We start from the raw sequence: 17,257 nt of genomic DNA, 5'->3' as shown, positions 1-17,257 counted from the left end.
TGAGAATAGCCCAATGTGCCCCTTACACCCAGCGATGCAGAGCGTCAGTAGTCAGTTGCAACCGGGTATCTGCAGTCCACTGCTCGACCTTCGCTTTGGCCACTTCGTCGGCAAGGCTGGCCCACTCGGTTTGCATGCTCTCGGGCACCAACAGCTTTTTCTCGTAACGGGTCTGCAGATACTTTTCCCAGAACGGTTGTTCGACCATCCACACTGCCACCAATTCGGCAGTTTCATTCTGCATCACCTCACTCCGCGCGCGCGCAACCGCGGCATCGTCCAGGTTCGGAATCCCTTCATGGAGCATGCTCTGCGTGTTGACCGGTAGGTCCAGGTCGTCTCGCAAGCGGATCGAATAAGCCAGCGCCCATTCGATCGACTCGTTCCCGGCACCTACCGCCTCGGCCTCGCGCAACGCGATGAAGTTGACCTGCTGCTGTCTCCACAACCGCCGCGCCAGTTTCACCAGCGCGCTCTCCTGGTCACGCGACGGGGCCCCCTGCTCTGCATCCCAGACGAGACATCGGATTTCGAGCTGCTGGAAAACCACCGTTGCATTGTCCGCGCAGTTCTCGATCACGGCACTGGCGAATATGTCTTTGGCCAGTGCCGGCGCATCCTCGATCTTTTGCATCATCGCCAAAACCCGCGAAGCCAGCATCTCCCCATACCGGGGGTGGAGGAAATCCCGCGAGCGCAGGAGCTGCGCCAACAAGCGCATGAAGTTCTCCGCTCCATCCATCAGCTCGGTACTGATCCACAAGCAACCAAGATCCTCACGCTGTTCACCGTCCAGGCGGTCCAGCCAGCGCAGTTTATAAGGGATTGTGCTGGTTTCCGGAATTTCCCACGCCTCCTGCAGCTCTGCAGCCTGGCGCTGCAGGACCGGGTTGCCCGAGAGCACCACGTAGCCGTTCTGCCACAAACGGGACTGGGTAAAATCGCGGGGCAGCGACGCAATGGCGTTGTTGGAAGCGTCGAGCATGTACAAACTCTGGCAGTCCATGGTGCCTTCGGGAAGCGCGGCCAGCCCGGTATTGCGCATACGCAGTTCGGCCAAATGCTCCATCCGTGCAACCGAAAACGCGCTTTGCAAGCGATTGTTCGACAGGTTCAGGTAGCGTAACTGCCGACAACTTGCCAGCATCTCGGCCTCAAGCGCGTCCAGCGAAATCTGATTGCCGGTCACGTCGAGTATGCGCAGGTTGCCAAGCAACCACAGGCTGCTTGGCAGATGTCGCAGCTGGTTGTAGCCGAGCTCCAGAGATGTCAGATTCGGGAATGAAAGCAGAAACTGCGCCGGCACCGCTTTCAACAGCAGGCTGCGCAGGGAAAGTTCGGTAACATGCGGGAAGGTGAACAGCGGTCCCAGCTCTGGCAACGACTGCAGGTCATGCCCGCTGTACTGCCAGATTACCGACCGCCGTTGCCCCTCGGGGGTAACATGATCGGGCACCCGTTCCCGCCAGCATTGCATGATCGCTTTGCGAAACCGCCTGCGTTCAGCCTTTTCACCGGCCATCAACCCGTGGCGCTCCCAGCTTCGCAGATGGTCACTCAGCCGGCGTGCTTGCTCTTCGAGTATGCCAAGCTCACTGGCGGTATCGCGTCCAGATGCGTGCAACCTGGCCAGCCAGTCTTCGATTTTTTCATCGGAGTAATCCGGGTAAAGGTCGCGTAGACGCGCCGCGAACGCCCGGGGTCGCGACGCAGGCCGGGCAAAGCGTCCCTGACAGCCGCCCAACGGGTAGCCGATCCTGCCGTCGTCCAGCCGCAGCGGCGTCAGCAACCATGGCTGTCGAGGATCTTTGCCCAAGGCTTGGACGAGCACTTTGCTGTGCGCCTGCACTTGCCGAGCCAGCAGTTCTCTCAAGCCTTGGGCATAGGGTTGATGGATGCCGAGGGCCGCAATATCTGCAGGGGCGAACGCATCAACCAGTATTTCGAACAGCTCGCCGGGGCCGCGCAACTCGACGCCCAGCGCGTCCTCAAGCCCGAATAGCCCGTTTTCATGCACCAGTCTGTAGTTCGCTCCATTGCCACTGGTAGTCATGACCGGCCGCGGACTATCGCCATCGTAGAGCCGCCAGCGCGGCCTGATCTCCCTGGTGTCGAAGTTATCAAGCAGCGTCAGCGCTACCTTGGCCTGGTCCAGCGACTGAGGCGTCTGGATGAACAACGCTTCGCAGGCTCGCGCAACACGAATGCGCAGTACGCTCAACCTGGCCCGGGTGACCAGCCGGAACGGCACCCTGCCGCTGGCCAGGGCCTGAAAATCGACGCCATGCTGTGACAACCCGTTCACAAGCTCGCGGGCAGCCAGGCGATGCAGGCTAGGGAATGTGCGGCGCAACGTCGCCGATGCAGCGTCGTCTGGTTCCTGCTGCTCTTCGTACAGCTGTTGGAACAGTTGGCGACGTCTTGTCGACAGCTGCGCTGCCAATGCTGGCCCCTCATGCTCGGTAACGCCAGGTAATGCGCGGGCCTTCAGCAGCAACGGCGCGTCATCCGCTACCCGCCCAAGCTTCAAATCGTCCAGCAAGGCCTGCAGCCGGCGGTCGATAAGCAGGCGTTCAACGGTATCGACCAGCTCAGCTTCAGGCGGCCGACCATAAACATGCAATGCCCGAAGGTAATCTGCATCCAGTGCGTGGATGGCCATGGCCTGGTCAATCTGTTCATCATCCAGGCGAGCAAAACGCTCACCCAGACGGCGGAACATCCTGTGCTTGTCTGTCCAGCTGGCAGGTTGCTCGGTCCATAACCGCCAGGCACCGGCGTCATTGTGGCGCAACAAAGGCCCATGGCCACCTCTTGGCGCCAGCTGCCATTCTTCATCTGCGCGCTGGACGATTTCATAATATTGGCCGTCCATGTTCATCCAGCTTCTATCCTGGGCGCGGTAGATGCCCATTGCATCGGCTACCTCCTTTGCAGGGGGGGCAGCACTGCGAAACGGCACCAGGTCTGCATTCCAGAGTTTCTCGGTACCGTCTTCCAGGCGCGCTGGCACCCACTGGTCCACTGCAGCCCAGGCCCGGCTCGCTTCCCGCCATACCACAGCAGTGGCACCGATCACGGCCAGGTCTTTGGCCACGCTGAGCACATGTTCGATTGCTGCGCTGGTATCGCCCTCGCGCCAGTCCTCCACGGCCTGGAACAGCTCGCCCAGCAAGTCCCAGACCATTACCGCCAGCAGCAGTGCATTGAGTGCCGGGATGAACACGCCAGCCACTGTTGCCAGTGTCCAACCTTCGGCAACCAGCCTTTGCCGATGGGCTTCCTGGGCCTTGCGGTCGAGGTCTGATACTGGCGTCGCAATCTGTGCAGCATCGTCCTTGATGTGTTCGATGCGCGCCCAGGCAAGGTGCTCGAACAACGGCAACGGGTAGTCGCGCATGTGCTGGTCCATTTCCCGGGTAGCCCAACTGGCGACACCCACCAGGTCCTTTGCAACCCTGGAAAAGAACTGCTGGCTGTCGCGCCGACGCACGAAACGCCTGAAGAAGGACTGGTAGCGCGTATCCCGCAGACGCTGGCCCAGCACTTTGCGGGTGAAGCTTTCAAGGTCGGGGCTTACCGTCCAGGAGCCATTGGGGTCATCGGGAATGTAGACAATGATCTTGCGGCTGGCGTTGAACAGCCAACCTTCGTGAAGTACTTCCAATATCACGATCTGTTGCAAATCACAGCCGAACGCACTGAGTTGTCGGGCCACGACTTTCGACTCGTAGAATGTGCCGGGGCGTCCCTGCTTGCACAGGTCCAGCACCAGTTCCAGTTCGGCGGCACTCAGTATTCCATCGCTTTTGGCCTTGCACGCGTCGATCAGCATGACCGAGCTGTACAGTTGGGCAAGCGTCGAAGCCATGCTGCGCCAGCCGCGCGCCTGGGTGCTCGGCGCTTTGAGCACGGTGTCCAGATGCTGTTGATAGCGCCTGCCCAGATCCAGCTGACGGCACAAGCGTGCGAAGGCAGGTGCGGTTGGTGAGGTGAGCCGTTGCGACAGGCTATCGACGATGCAGTTGTCCTTGTGCTGTTCGTTTCGCCCCTCGCCGGGTGTGAAGTTGTCCAGTGCCGCCTCGATCAACGGCACTTCGAAATAGTCCTTGTCCGCCACCGGGTAACGCCCCCACACAGTGCCCTGGCTTGGAGCTGTGTAGGTGTACCAACGCCTGAAAAACATGCCGTCAACATTTTCCCGGGTGCCGAATTCTTTTTGCATGGCACGTTGAAGCAACGGCTTGACGAAATGGTCGATACCCTCGATTCGCGCAAGCTCCTTTGCCAGCCACTGTCGACAGGCCAGGCTGTCTTTCAACGCATCGCGCAATGCAGCATGCTGTGATTCATACAAACCGTTGACCGGTATGTTCTGCTCGGTCGGCGATACGATACGCAGCCGGCGAATCCATCTGGGCAGCCGCTTGACGATGAGGCCGTCCTGATAGGCCTGCTCCATGGCCAGCGTATCGACGGTCGGCGGTAGTTCCTGGCTGGGTGTAGTCACGTTGTTGCGCCTCGGGCTGATCCAAAGGCCCGACACTAGACGCAGGCTTGCCAAGCGATAGGCTAGATAGGTACCACCTCTTCAGAACAGCGCCAGCTGCTGGCCGGTCAAACCTTCGAAACTGTCGCCAACGAAAGGCAGGATGGCATCGGCCACCGGTTGCAACTGCCGCGTCAGGTAATGCTCGTAGTCCACCGGCGCTTGCAGGTTTTCCAGAGGTTCAGGGCCTGCCACGGTGATCAGATAGCTGATCCAGCCGCCACGCTGGTATTGCATCGGGCGGCCAAGGTGGTGGTTGTAGTCATCGGCCAGCCGGGCCGCGCGCACGTGCGGCGGCACATTGCGTTGATAGTCGGCCAGTGGCCGACGCAGGCGCTTGCGGTACACCAGCAACTCGTCCAGCTCACCGGCAAGCGTCTGCCGCACATAGTCGCGCACGTAGTCACGGTATGGCTGGCCACGGAATATCCGCCCGTACAGCTCTTGCTGGAACTGCCGGGCCAGAGGCGACCAGTCGGTACGCACCGACTCCAGGCCCTTGTAGACCATCTGCTCGCTGCCATCGGCCCGCTGCACCAGCCCGGCGTAGCGCTTCTTGCTGCCTTCGTCCGTGCCGCGGATGGTGGGCATCAGGAAGCGCCGGTAATGCACCTCGAACTGCAGCTCCAGCGCGCTTTCCAGGTTCATCTGCTCGCGCAGGTGTTCGCGCCACCACTGGTTGACCTGGGTTACCAGTTCGCGGCCGATGCGTGCTGCAGCCTTCTCGCCGTGGGCGCCCTTGAGCCAGACGAACGTGGAGTCGGTATCGCCGTAGATCACCTCATAGCCCCTGGCCTCGATCAGTGCGCGGGTCTGGCGCATGATCTGGTGGCCGCGCATGGTGATCGACGAAGCCAGGCGCGGGTCGAAGAAGCGGCAGCCGCTCGAACCCAACACACCGTAGAAGGCATTCATGATGATCTTCAGCGCCTGCGAAAGCGGCGCGTTGCCCTCGCGCTTGGCCGCTTCCCGGCCCTGCCATACCCGCTCGACGATGGCTGGCAGGCAATGCTCGCTACGGGAGAAACGCGCACCGCGGAAGCCTGCCACCGAATGTTCATCGTCGGGCAGGCGCAAACCTTCGACCAGCCCCACCGGGTCGATCAGGAAGGTACGAATGATCGACGGGTACAGGCTCTTGTAGTCCAGCACCAGCACCGAGTCGTAAAGGCCCGGGCGCGAATCCATGACGAAGCCACCGGGGCTGGCCTCGTCAGGGCGGCTGCCGAGGTTGGGCGCGACGAAGCCCAGGCGGTGCATCTGCGGAATGTACAAGTGGCAGAACGCAGCCACCGAGCCTCCACTGCGGTCCACGGCAAGGCCGGTGACCGATGAACGCTCCAACAGGAATTCGAGCAGGCGGGTATGGGCGAAAATGCGCGTCACCAGCTCGCAATCCTTGAGGTTGTAGCGCGCCAACGCCGGTTTGTCCTCGGCGAAGCGGCGGTTGATTTCGTCCATGCGCTGGTACGGCGTGTCGATGGCCTTGCCTTCACCGAGCAGGGTCTGGGCGACACTTTCGAGGCTGAACGAAGGGAAGCTCCAGGTCGCCGAGCGCAGTGCCTCGATGCCGTCGATCAGCAGCCGCCCCGGGGCATCGGCGAATACATGGCCACCACCGGCATGGCTGCGCAAGGTCATCGGCGCGCCATTGCGCCCAAGTGCCAGCGGTACCTGCAGCAGCCTGGCGTGTTCATGCAACAGGCGCAGGTCGAACTGGACCAGGTTCCAGCCGATGATAGCGTCCGGGTCATGCGTGGCCATCCACTGGTTGAGGCAGGCCAGCATCTCGGCACGGTCGGTGCAGTAGTGCAAGTGGAAGTCCAGGCAGTCAGCCGTTCCGTTTGCCGGGCCGAGCATGTATACCTGGCGCTGGCCACAGCCTTCCAGGGCAATGCTGTACAGCTCGCCCCGCTCGCTGGTCTCGATGTCCAGCGACACCAGGCGCAGCGGCGGGCGGTAACCCGACACTGGCTTGAGCTGGGCCTCGCAGAACACGCCTTGGGCATCCGGTTGGCCGGTGAACTGCACCGGCGCGGTGATGAAGCGCTCCATCAGGTAGCGCTCGGGCGGGCGGATATCGGCCTCGAACACCTCGATACCAGCCGCACTCAGACGTTGCTCCAGTTGCATCAGTTGCCGGTGCTGACGGCAGTAAAGGCCCAGCATCGGGCGTTGGTCAAAGTCCTTCAGTTGCAGTGGCCGCAGCTCGACAGCGGGTTCGTTGGCCAGCAGCACCCGTGCGTGCGCTTCCTGCGCCTGAGGGATGAATGCCACCGATACCTGTGGCGCCAGGCGCAACTGCCGTGGCCCCTGGTCGGTGGCCAGCCAGAATTCCACGCAGGTGCCTTCGGGCGTGTCATGCCAATGTCGGGTCAGGACAAAGCCCTGCTGCAACTCCACCGCGTCGACCTCTGAATCGTTTGTTGTGCTGATTGCGGCGATTCTACCGCCGATGCACCATCGCAGCGCGTTTTGTTGGGGCCAACCGGTGTTTGTCGCAACATTTACAGCGCCGGGCGCTTGCCGGTGGCCGGCCGCATGCTGGAACGCGTGTTCAACCGTACAGGTAGTTGATGTCCTTGCAGGCCAGCGGCGGCACCTGGCCAAGCAGGAATTCGCGCAGCTTGTGCATCTGCCGCGCCTTGGGGCTGGCCTTGAGCCAGGTCATGTAGTAGCCGTCACCGGTAGCCACCGCATGCTTGAACGGCGTGACCAGGTGGCCGGCCGCCAGGTCGGCACTGGCCAGCACCAGGTCGACCACCGAGATACCCAAGCCTTGCTGTGCGGCCGAGATGCCCTGGTCGAGGGTATCGAACACTTGCCCGTGGTCGATACTGATATCCAGTGCGTCCATGCGAGCCAGCCAGCGCCGCCAGTCACGCCGGTCGGGAGACGGGTGCAGGAACTCGCACTGGGCCAGGTCGGCCAGATCCGGTTGTGCCTGGGCCATGTAGTCGGGGTGGCACACCGGGATCAGCCACTCATCGAACAGCTTGAAACTCTCGATATCGGCGGGAAAGCGCCCGTTGGCGAGGAGGATTGCACAGTCGTAGGGCTCGGAATAGAAGTCCACACTGTCGATGTCCATCCACACGCTGGACAGTTGCACGCTGCAGTTGTCCTCGATCTTCTTGAACCCGTCCAGCGCCCGCAGCAGCCAGCGCACGGTGAGCGTGGACGGCGCCTTCAAGCGCAGGCCATAGCGATCCTGGCGCAGCAGGGCGCAAGCATTCTCGATGATCTTGAAACCAACCTTCAGCTCCTGCGCCAGCAGGCGACCATGCTCGGTCAGGGCCAGTTTCGGCCCGCGACGTTCGAACAGGTCGCAGCCGAACATGGCTTCAAGGGTCTTGATGTGGTGGCTGACAGCGCCCTGGGTCAGGGCCAACTCTTCCGCGGCGCGGGTAAACGAGCCATAGCGAGAGGCCACCTCGAAGGCACGCAGCGCGTGCAAAGCCTGAATCCGTTCCGACATGGCGACGCCCTGAGCATGAATAAGACTAATAGTAGGTCATAGTTCCACGCGTTTTACAACGTCAGGGACGTCTTGGAAAATGCAGGTAAATAACAAACATAACCAAGATCCTGCCTGCATGTGTCTGGAACGTTCATCAAATTTACGCCTGGGGAAATCATGTCGACGGGTTATGGAACTTGCTATCGCCTGGATGCGCTAGAGCTGGCCGCTGAACATGTCCGCAACACGCAACATTGGACCTTCAAAGCCGTAGAACATTTTCGCAGTATTCTCGCCAACCCCGAGTTCCCCTGCCTGTTCGGCCGCAAGGCGGTAAACGGTGCAACCTGCCACATCCTCTTCGCCCGCGCCGGGCAGCTGGCCGATGACATCGCCATGGGCCTGGCCGACTACGTGCGCACCGTCGCACCTGTCCCGCCCAAACAGCGTATCGGCAGCCCGCTGGTGGTGTTTCTCGAAACCGCTGCCGACTGCACACTGGCCGAGCAACAGGCGCTGGCCTGGAAAGTGTTGCGTGGCGTGCACGCGCGCGACCCGCAGCCCTGGCCGCAGAGCATCCCGACCGATCCCGACGACAACGCCTGGTCGTTCTGCTTTGCCGGCATGCCATTGTTCATAAACATGAACTTCCCTGGCCACCAGCAGATGAAAAGCCGCAACCTGGGGCCACACATAACCTTCGTCATCAACCCGCGGGCGAACTTCGACGAAGTAGCCAACGCCAGCACCGAAAGCGGCAAACGTATTCGTGAGCGCATCCGCGAGCGCGTGCACCATTACAACGACGGCATCATGCCCGACACCCTTGGCTTCTTCGGCGATGCCGACAACTACGAGTGGAAGCAGTACCAACTGCAGGAAGCAGGCTCGCTCAACCCGTCCCGCTGCCCGTTCCACGCCCATGCCGCACACCCGGCAACACCCGACATACTGATCGAGAACTGACCGTGAATACCGCACTCACTGCCACCTATGCCCTTACCGTCCTGCTACTGATTGCCACACCCGGCCCGGTGGTGGCACTGATCGTCAACACCGCGGCTGCCTCCGGCTCACGCAAGGCCATGTTCACCGCTGTCGGCACCAACTGGGCATCGCTGGTGCTGATCGGCGCGGCGGCCTGGATCATCCTCACCAGCGCCGCCATCGACAAGGCCTGGCTCAGCACCATGAGCCTGCTGGGTTGCCTGTTCATCGGCTACATCGCCGTCGGCACGCTGCGCGACGCCCTGCAGGCGCCTGCCGCCGAGGCGCCGGGCGAGCTCGCCAAGCCGGGCCGCGGCGGGCTGCTGCAAGGTTTCATGGTGGGTATTTCCAACCCGAAGGACATCATTTTCTTCATTGCCTTCTTCCCGCAGTTCATCCAGATCACCGAGTCGTTCGGCAAAAGCATGGTGGTGCTGTCGCTGCTGTGGGTAGCCATCGACTTTGCCGTGCTCAGCCTCTACATCTTCGCCATCGGCAAGATCGCCTCTCAGCGTAGCAACCGCATGATCAGCCTGGCCTCGGGGGTCGCCCTGCTGCTGATCGCCGCCGGTGGCCTGCTGTACAACCTCAAGGAACTGGCGGCCTGAACGCGATGCAAAGTGCCAGCGGCGACAGGAAGGAGAGACCATGACCACGCGTGACACGAGCCCGTCTCCTTCGCCGTTGCAACAGGACTACCAGCGCTTTCTGCTGCTGGGCAGCCAACGTGCACCGCACACCGTGCATGTACACGAAACCGGCTACCGCTCCGGCACCATCAACACCGATGCCCTGGGCCTGCGCTACAGCCACTGTGCCGGCAAGCGCTTTTCGGTGGCCGAACGCGGTAGTGCAGCGCGCATCAACCTGCTGGTTGGCGGCTCCACTGCCCTGGGCATCGGTGCCAGTTCCGACGAACATACGGTGGCCTCACACCTGTCGATGCTTACCGGCGAAGTCTGGCTGAGCCTGGCCGGCTGTGGGCTCAATGCCAGCCAGGAGCTGCTGATGTTTCTCACCCATCAGCACCGCCTTGGCCAGCTCGGCCACGTGGTGGTACTCAGCGGCCTCAACAGCCTGGCCCATGAAGCCCTCTGCGAAGTGCTCGCCAGCCTGAACGGCCCGCAGCATGCCAAGGCCTACCAGGACTTTCTCACCAGTTTCAGCGAAGGCATACAAGCCACGGCGGCGCCGCGCCGGCAATCGCTATGGCAGCGTATCGGCCAGGCCTTGGCCACATCCCCGGTCGCAATGCCTGCCACCTGGACGCTGTCGCCCCCGGAAAAGCGCCTGGCCCGTGCCGCCGACAACATTGGCCGGACCTTGCGCCAATGGGATCGCCTGCTGGCAAACAGCTACTCCACTCTCACCTTCATCCTGCAGCCATTGCTGCCTTGGTGCCGGGACAGCCTGCCCGCTGGCGAGCAGGCCATGCTCGACGCGCTGCAGCGGCAACCGGCGAACTTCGACCGTCTGCTGGACGGCGCGTTCGACAGCCAGTTGCACTCGGCCTTTTTCCGCCGCATCAAGAGCCAGGCCGACCCGGTCCCCTGCTACGACATGAACTGCATGCTCAGCAGCTCGCCGGTGTTCGGGGCTGACCTGTTCATCGACCGCCTGCACCTGAACGATCTGGGCAACAATGCCTTGGCCAAGGTCATTACCGCCAAGCTTGGCCTGGCACAGGAAAAACATGCCCAGCGCAAGGTCACGCCGATCAAGCTCGTCTGACAGTTGCCGGGTGGTCTTCCGGCAGGCCCCTTGGGTGGCTAGAATAGGCCGTCGTTCCGATCTGCCAGAGGCGCACGCTTGACCGCCATGAACATCGAAGCCGTCCATCAGTACCTCGCATCCCGTGGGGCTTGCCTGTGAACCGCATGCTTCGCTTGCCCCCACTGCTGATCGCCCTGATGCCACTGGCGGCGCATGCGCTGGAAGTGCGCATCGACCCTCATGCCGACCTGCTCTACCGGCAGGCATTGCCCCTGCTGGAACAGGCCGATAACCAGGATGACGGCGCCAGTACGCTGCGCACCGCCGTGGGCGGCGACCCGGAACTCAGCCGCCAGGGCCAGGCCATGGCACATACCCTGCCGACCGCGGTCGCCCTGCTGAAAAAGTCGGTGGAACTGGGCCACCCGGTCGCACAGTACCGCCTGGCGCTGTACTACATGACCTACCTGCCGGCCGCGCAAATCCCGGATGCTGCCTGCCCACTGCTCGAAGCCAGCCTCAAGCAGGGCTTCGCCGCACCGGCGCCGGCCATCGCCACCTGGTGCCCGCCCTATAACGTCAGCAACGAGTACCGTTCTGCGCTGGAGGCCATCCCCAGCATGGCCACCGTATATGCCCCGTACTACCCGCAACCGGCGACGCGCCTGGCCTGCAACCGCAGCCGGCCACAAGGCCTGGAAATGCAATGGGGGCGCCAGCGTGACTACCAGGCCGAGGTGTACCGCCTGCTCGGCGACCTGGACCCGCAGCACCGCCAGAGCCTGCTGCAGAAGGCCGTGGACACCAACGGCTGCGTGACGGCGCAGCAGCACCTGACCAGCCGTCCCTGACCATCAGCAGTCGCGAACCCCTGGGAACAACTGTCTTGCTCAATTTCTAAAAGCTGGCGCGATCACTGTGGGAGCGGGCTTGCCCGCGAACACGGGCGAAGCCCGTGCCATCCACCGCGATGTCTTATTCGGGGGAACCCGCTCCCACAAGATCGAGACCAGCAAGATCGTTCAAGCCATCCCCCGCCCCGTCTGGCATGCTGGCCTGCCACGTCCACGCACTGCAGCCACCATGCCCCACATCGCCCGCCAAGCCTTCCTCCACGGCGCCATCGCCATTCTCCCGTTGTCCCTGGCCGTCGCCCCCTGGGGCCTGCTGGCCGGTTCCATGGCCATCGAGGCCAGTCTCAGCGCCTGGGAAGGGCAAGGGCTGTCGGCCATTGTCTTCGCCGGTGCCGCGCAACTGGTGGCCATCGGCATGCTCAAGGGCGGCGCCAACCTGGCGTCGATCCTGCTGACCACCCTGCTGCTGACCTCGCAGCACCTGCTGTACGGCCTGTCGATGCGCCCGGTACTGTCCAGCCAGCCGCTGCGCTGGCGGCTGGGCCTGGGCTTCCTGCTGACCGACGAGTTCTTCGCCCTCACCAGCCAGTACGACCAGCAGCAGTTCAACCGCTGGTACGCCCTGGGGGTGGGCCTGACCTTCTATGTCGCCTGGAACCTGTTCACCCTGGCCGGCATCCTGCTGGGCCAGAACATTCCGCACCTGGACCAGTTCGGCCTGGACTTTTCTATCGTTGCCACCTTCGTCGCGCTGATTGCCCCACTGGTGCGCAACTTGGCCACAGGGGTGTGCGTAGCCGTGTCGCTGTTCTGTTCGGTGCTGTTCAGCCACTGGCACTGGGAAACCGCCCTGGTGGCCGCAGGCCTGCTGGGCATGAGCGCCGGTTTCATCTGCCAGAAGTTCGCCGGAGCCCGCGCATGACCTGGATCCTGATTTTCGCCATGGGTGCCATCGTATTCCTCAACCGCTATGCGTTCCTGGAGCCCCGCCTGCCCTTGCGCCTGAGCTCCAACGCCCGGCAGTTCCTCGGCTTTGCGGTACCGGGGATGCTTACCGCGATCTGCGGCCCGATCATCTTCATGCCCGAGCACCAACTGAACCTGAGCCTGCTCAACCCCTACCTGCTGGGTTCGCTGGTAGCCATCGCCCTGGTGCTGTTGACCCGCAGCGTGTTGCTGAGCATGCTGATAAGCATGTTGATCTTCTTCCTTCTGCGCAGCTGGCTGGCATGAGCCCGCCGCTGCGCGAGCAGACACACCTCTGGCAGGCGCCGGCACTGGGCGACGTCGAGATGTTGCACGCGCGCTATTTCCAGCAGCGCTTCGCCCCGCATGTGCATGAAGGCTATGTATTCACCGTGATCGAGTCGGGCGCACAGCGCTTCTGGCATCGCGGCAGCGAGCACCTGGCGCCGGTCGGCAGCATGGTGCTGATCAACCCCGACGAGCTGCACACCGGTGCCACCGCCCACGAAGCGGGCTGGCGCTACCGCGGGTTCTACCCGGAACATGAACGGGTAACCGGGGTGCTCGACGAACTGGAACTGGGCCGCCACGGCATGCCCAGCTTCAAGGACAGCGTGATCCACGACCCGGCCCTGGCGCTTGCCTTCAGCCAGTTGCATCAGCTGTCCGAAGCCGGCGCCAGTGCCCTGCAGCAGCAGACCGCCTGGCGCCAGGCGGTGCTGGGCCCTGGTGCAACGGCACGGGCAATGCGCCGAACCTGCCGCCCCCGGCCACGAACCGCTGGCGGTGGCCCGCGCCCGTGAGCTGCTGGAAAGCCAGCTAGCCGACCCGCCCTCGCTCGAAGCACTGGCGGCGGCGGTCAACCTGTCGCCGTTCCACTTCGCCCGGGTGTTCCGCCAGGCCACCGGCCTGCCGCCGCATGCCTGGCTAAAGCAGCGCCGGCTGGCCCGCGCGCGGGAAATGCTGAAGAGCGGCCTGGTGGCGTCGGAGGTAGCTTTCGACCTGGGCTTTGCCGACCAGAGCCATTTGAGCAGGCAGTTCAAGCAGGCATACGGGGTAACGCCAGGGGCCTATCGCAGCGCCTGCCTGCAAGGCTGAGCTGCGACAACCGGCCTCGGGCAGGTCGGCCAGCCACTGCTACACTGACAAGGCTGAATGGAGGATCCTGCCATGTCCGAAAGAGAGCTCACCACCCTCCTGTCGCTGATGAACCAGCGCCAGGCCTGCCTGAGCAGTGCCTGCAAGGAGATAGCCGACTGGATCGACCGGCAGGGCGACGTGCCCGCCGCCGGCAAGATCCGCGCAAGTCTCAAGGCCCTGGAGGCTGATGAGGCCCAGGTCCGCAAGACCTTGACCTCGCTGACCCTCGACAGGCCGCTGCCCAGGTTTCGCAGCTGATTGAACCGGGGGCTGCCTTGCAGCCCATCGCGACACAAGGCCGCTCCCACAGGAGATACGCGTTCTCCTGTGGGAGCGGCCTTGTGTCGCGATGGGGCGCAAAGCGCCCCCAAAGGGTTCAACCTGATCAGTGCTTCATGTGCATGTGATCATGCCCAGCGCCCGCTTCGGCGTTGAGCGCACGCACTTCAGCCTGCACCTCCAGGGTTTCCTTGACCCCCTTGGCATCTTCGATGGTCAGGGTCAGTGGTACTTTCTCGCCTTCCTTCACCTGGTTGTTCAGGCCCATCAGCATCACATGCAGGCCATTCGGGTCGAGGGTCACTGCCTTGCCGGCCGGCAACTCGACCGCCTTGACCTCACGCATGCCCATAACGTCGCCGTTCATGGTCATCTCGTGCACCTGCACGGTCTTGGCCACAGGTGACGCCACGCCCACCAGCTGGCTGTCGCTGCTGGCAGTCAAGGTCATGAAGGCGCCAGTGGACTGCTGGTGCGGCACGGTCGCACGAACCCAGGCATCACTCACCGTCGTCTGGGCCAGGGCCGGCAACCCCAGCCCCATCAGCACCAGGGCAGCCAAACCGCGTTTGATCGGTTGCATCGACATTCAGCAAATCTCCATCAGGGTGACCAGGTCTTCGGCGCATTCCTTTGCAGTCAGGGAATGGCCCAGGCTAAGGCGCAGGGTGCCACGCGTATCGTAGACGTAGCTGGTGGACGAGTGAGAGACGGTATAGGTATCGCCGGCCGGTACCTTCTCGTAAAACACCTTGAATTCCTTGGCCACCGCGGCGATTTCCTCGGGGGTACCGGTCAGCGCGGTGAACGACGGGTCGAACGCCTTGACGTAGGCATCGAGCACTTCGGGGGTGTCACGCTCCGGGTCCAGGGTGATCAGCACCACCTGGAACAGGTCGCGATCGCGGCCCTTCAGCAGCTGACGGATTTGCGCCGCACGCGCCAGAGTGGTCGGGCACACCGCCGGGCACTGGGTGAAGCCGAAGAAGATCATCGGCATGCTGCCGTAGAAACTCGAAAGGGTGCGCACATTGCCTTGGGTGTCCTTGAGGCTGAACTTGCGCCCAAGGATCTCGTTGCTCATGTTCTTGCCGTGCTTGAACTCAAGCCCCCGGGCCGGGCTGCAGCCTGCCAGCAGGCCAAGCCCGAGAACGCCCATCCCGGCGACAACTGCGCGCCGGGTATAAAGATCATTCATGAAACCATCCTTTACAGGGAAGGTGCCGGCCCTCGGGACGGGCCGGTCGAAAAACCGGGGCATTCTGGCACGACACCCCGAGGGGTTCTACCCGACGAAGGCAAGGACCGGCTGCAGCCCTTTGAATACGGCCTGCGGCCTGTTGTCGCAGGGGTTGAAACAGTAACACTTTGTTGCTAAGGAAGTAGGTTCAACGCGATCCCTGTAGGAGCGGCCTTGTGTCGCGAAAGGGCCGCGCGGCGGCCCCGGCAATATCAGCTTCGCCGCAAATATCCCGGGGCTGCACCGCAGCCCTTTCGCGACGCAAGGCCGCTCCTACACACGACAGAGCGCGTCAGCCTCAGTAGTAGGCGTTCTCTTTCTGGCTGTGATCAGTCACGTCACGCACGCCCTTGAGCTCGGGAATACGCTCGAGCAGGGTGCGCTCGATGCCTTCCTTGAGGGTTACATCGGCCTGGCCACAGCCCTGGCAACCACCACCGAACTGCAGCACGGCAATGCCGTCGTCGACCACGTCCACCAGGCTCACCTGGCCGCCGTGGCTGGCCAGGCCGGGGTTGATCTCGGTCTGCAGGTAGTAGTTGATGCGCTCGTTGATCGGGCTGTCTTCGTTGACCATCGGCACCTTGGCATTCGGCGCCTTGATGGTCAGCTGGCCACCCATGCGGTCGGTGGCATAATCGACCAGTGCATCTTCCAGGAACGGCACGCTGACTGCGTCCAGGTAAGCGGTGAAGCTCTTCAGCCCCACGGCGGTGTCGTCAGGCTTCTCTTCGCCCGGCTTGCAGTAGGCGATGCAGGTTTCGGCGTACTGGGTGCCCGGTTGGGTGATGAAAATGCGAATGCCGATGCCAGGCGTATTCTGCTTGGAGAGCAGATCGGCCAGGTAGTCATGGGCGGCGTCGGTAATGGTTATAGCGCTCATGTAGGTTCCTCACAGACTTGCGGCCAAGTGTACGCCAACCCGGCCTTCGAACAAAGTCCTAGTATTTGACTCGGGAAAGCGCATATTCAGGGGCCCGCCCTCTTGGCGCCGCTAGCCAGGCCTGCATGCGCCGGTACAGGCCGCGCTCCAGCCACTGGTAGCTGAACCACGACATTAGTCCAATGGACGGCACGCACAGGGCGAACACCAGGTACGGGTTCAATTGCAGGCGCTGGCTGGCGAACCAGCCGGTGTACAGCACCAGCACATGGACCAGGTACACCGAATACGAACAGTCGCCCAGCGCCTTGAGCAACCGGTTGCCGCGAAACACCGGTTCCAGGGCGACGAAGGCCAGCACGATCATTGCGCTCGGCACGCCCCAGTGCAGCAAGCGCCGGGAAGCGTCCAGGTGATAGATGGCAAGGCCTGCCACCGCCAGCAACGCCAATGGCAGCCAGCGGCCCTGGTGGATCAGCCCGCGATGGTGCAGCACGCCCAAGCCGATGCCGAGCAGGAACTCGTAGATGATGTCGTTATTGTAGAAGCGGCTGAACACGCCCAACCGGCCCAGTATCTCGCTCGCCAGCAGCAGCGCGGCGGTGACCAGCAGCTGGTGATGACGTTGGCGCACCAGGAAAGCAGCGCCGAACAGCAGGTAGAAGAACATCTCGAAGTTAAGCGTCCAGCCTACGTTCAGTGTCGGGTACAAGCCATAGCCACCGGGGTTTTCCGCCGGGATGAACAGCAGTGAAAGCAGCAGGTGATGCCATGTGAATGCCTGGTGCGGCATCCATTGGCTGCAGGCCAGCAGCAGGGTTGCCATCAGTGCCGTATAGAACCAGTAGGCCGGGACGATTCGCAACGCCCGGTTGAGCAAAAACTGGCGGGGCTCGATGACCTTGTCGCAAGTCGACAGGTAAATGACCAGCCCGCTTATGACGAAGAATATGTCGACGCCTGCGGCGCCGCGGTCGGTGAACAATTGGCCGATGGGACCGGAGGCTTGGAAGTCGAAGAAGATCTGCATGAAATGGTGGCAGACCACCACCCAGGCGGCGAACGCCCGCAGTGCCTGAAGCGAATACAGCATGGAGTACCCTGCAATTGCCGGTGCATTGAGGCCCGGCGAGCGCACCGCGCTCGTTCGCGGGCTTGCCCGCTCCCACAGGGCTCATGCCCCATG

General features: G+C 62.7%; 14 protein-coding genes and 1 pseudogene. 8 read left to right on the top strand and 7 right to left on the bottom strand.

Annotated features, from left to right (window positions below):
* Positions 1-22: 22 nt before the first annotated feature.
* The 3 genes from QIY50_20440 to QIY50_20430 all read right to left on the bottom strand — a co-directional run bounded on the left by QIY50_20440 (position 23) and on the right by QIY50_20430 (position 8,027).
* Positions 23-4,510: an NEL-type E3 ubiquitin ligase domain-containing protein gene (locus tag QIY50_20440; GenBank protein ID WGV19676.1), complete on the bottom strand. Its 4,488-nt coding sequence runs from the start codon at positions 4,508-4,510 to the stop codon at positions 23-25.
* A gap of 81 nt (positions 4,511-4,591) precedes the next feature.
* Complete coding sequence (locus QIY50_20435) at positions 4,592-6,952, bottom strand: DNA polymerase II (GenBank protein ID WGV19675.1); 2,361 nt, start codon at positions 6,950-6,952, stop codon at positions 4,592-4,594.
* A 154-nt stretch (positions 6,953-7,106) separates the two neighbouring features.
* On the bottom strand, positions 7,107-8,027 hold the full coding sequence (locus QIY50_20430) for a LysR substrate-binding domain-containing protein (protein WGV19674.1): 921 nt from the start codon (positions 8,025-8,027) through the stop codon (positions 7,107-7,109).
* A 159-nt stretch (positions 8,028-8,186) separates the two neighbouring features.
* Between QIY50_20430 and QIY50_20425 the strand changes: the two genes are divergently transcribed.
* From QIY50_20425 to QIY50_20390, 8 genes and pseudogenes are all read left to right on the top strand, one after another.
* Positions 8,187-8,975, top strand: coding sequence for a YqcI/YcgG family protein (locus tag QIY50_20425; GenBank protein WGV19673.1), 789 nt, complete (start codon positions 8,187-8,189; stop codon positions 8,973-8,975).
* A 2-nt stretch (positions 8,976-8,977) separates the two neighbouring features.
* Positions 8,978-9,604, top strand: coding sequence for a LysE family translocator (locus QIY50_20420; GenBank protein ID WGV19672.1), 627 nt, complete (start codon positions 8,978-8,980; stop codon positions 9,602-9,604).
* A 40-nt stretch (positions 9,605-9,644) separates the two neighbouring features.
* Positions 9,645-10,727: a hypothetical protein gene (locus QIY50_20415; protein WGV19671.1), complete on the top strand. Its 1,083-nt coding sequence runs from the start codon at positions 9,645-9,647 to the stop codon at positions 10,725-10,727.
* Between the two features lie 137 nt (positions 10,728-10,864).
* On the top strand, positions 10,865-11,560 hold the full coding sequence (locus QIY50_20410) for a sel1 repeat family protein (protein WGV19670.1): 696 nt from the start codon (positions 10,865-10,867) through the stop codon (positions 11,558-11,560).
* A gap of 232 nt (positions 11,561-11,792) precedes the next feature.
* Positions 11,793-12,485, top strand: a complete 693-nt coding sequence (locus QIY50_20405) for an AzlC family ABC transporter permease (GenBank protein ID WGV19669.1) — start codon at positions 11,793-11,795, stop codon at positions 12,483-12,485.
* Complete coding sequence (locus QIY50_20400; protein WGV19668.1) at positions 12,482-12,796, top strand: AzlD domain-containing protein; 315 nt, start codon at positions 12,482-12,484, stop codon at positions 12,794-12,796. The genes QIY50_20405 and QIY50_20400 overlap by 4 nt, the downstream gene beginning before the upstream one ends.
* Positions 12,793-13,627 (top strand): annotated as a pseudogene (locus QIY50_20395) (AraC family transcriptional regulator). The gene QIY50_20400 and the pseudogene QIY50_20395 overlap by 4 nt, the downstream one beginning before the upstream one ends.
* Before the next feature lie 72 nt (positions 13,628-13,699).
* The gene (locus tag QIY50_20390) at positions 13,700-13,927 is read left to right on the top strand and encodes a hypothetical protein (protein ID WGV19667.1); all 228 of its coding nucleotides are present in this window, start codon (positions 13,700-13,702) and stop codon (positions 13,925-13,927) included.
* Positions 13,928-14,054: 127 nt separating this feature from the next.
* Here QIY50_20390 and QIY50_20385 read toward each other — a convergent pair whose 3' ends face one another.
* The 4 genes from QIY50_20385 to QIY50_20370 form a co-directional block, all read right to left on the bottom strand.
* Entirely contained in the window at positions 14,055-14,537 is a 483-nt protein-coding gene (locus tag QIY50_20385; protein WGV19666.1) for a copper chaperone PCu(A)C, read from the bottom strand.
* Entirely contained in the window at positions 14,538-15,146 is a 609-nt protein-coding gene (locus QIY50_20380) for an SCO family protein (protein ID WGV19665.1), read from the bottom strand. It abuts the gene before it with no gap.
* Positions 15,147-15,486: 340 nt separating this feature from the next.
* Positions 15,487-16,071 carry a Fe-S biogenesis protein NfuA gene (gene nfuA, locus QIY50_20375; protein ID WGV19664.1) on the bottom strand — a complete coding sequence of 195 codons (585 nt, stop codon included), beginning with the start codon at positions 16,069-16,071 and terminating at the stop codon, positions 15,487-15,489.
* A 58-nt stretch (positions 16,072-16,129) separates the two neighbouring features.
* A complete protein-coding gene (locus QIY50_20370; GenBank protein ID WGV19663.1) occupies positions 16,130-17,164 on the bottom strand; it encodes an acyltransferase in 1,035 nt (344 codons plus the stop codon).
* Positions 17,165-17,257: the final 93 nt, after the last annotated feature.

The organism is Pseudomonas putida (assembly GCA_029953615.1).
In the GTDB taxonomy this organism is placed as follows: Bacteria; Pseudomonadota; Gammaproteobacteria; order Pseudomonadales; family Pseudomonadaceae; genus Aquipseudomonas.
The sequence above is the reverse complement of the archived record's forward strand: the minus strand, read 5'-3'. Positions and strand labels throughout refer to the sequence as shown.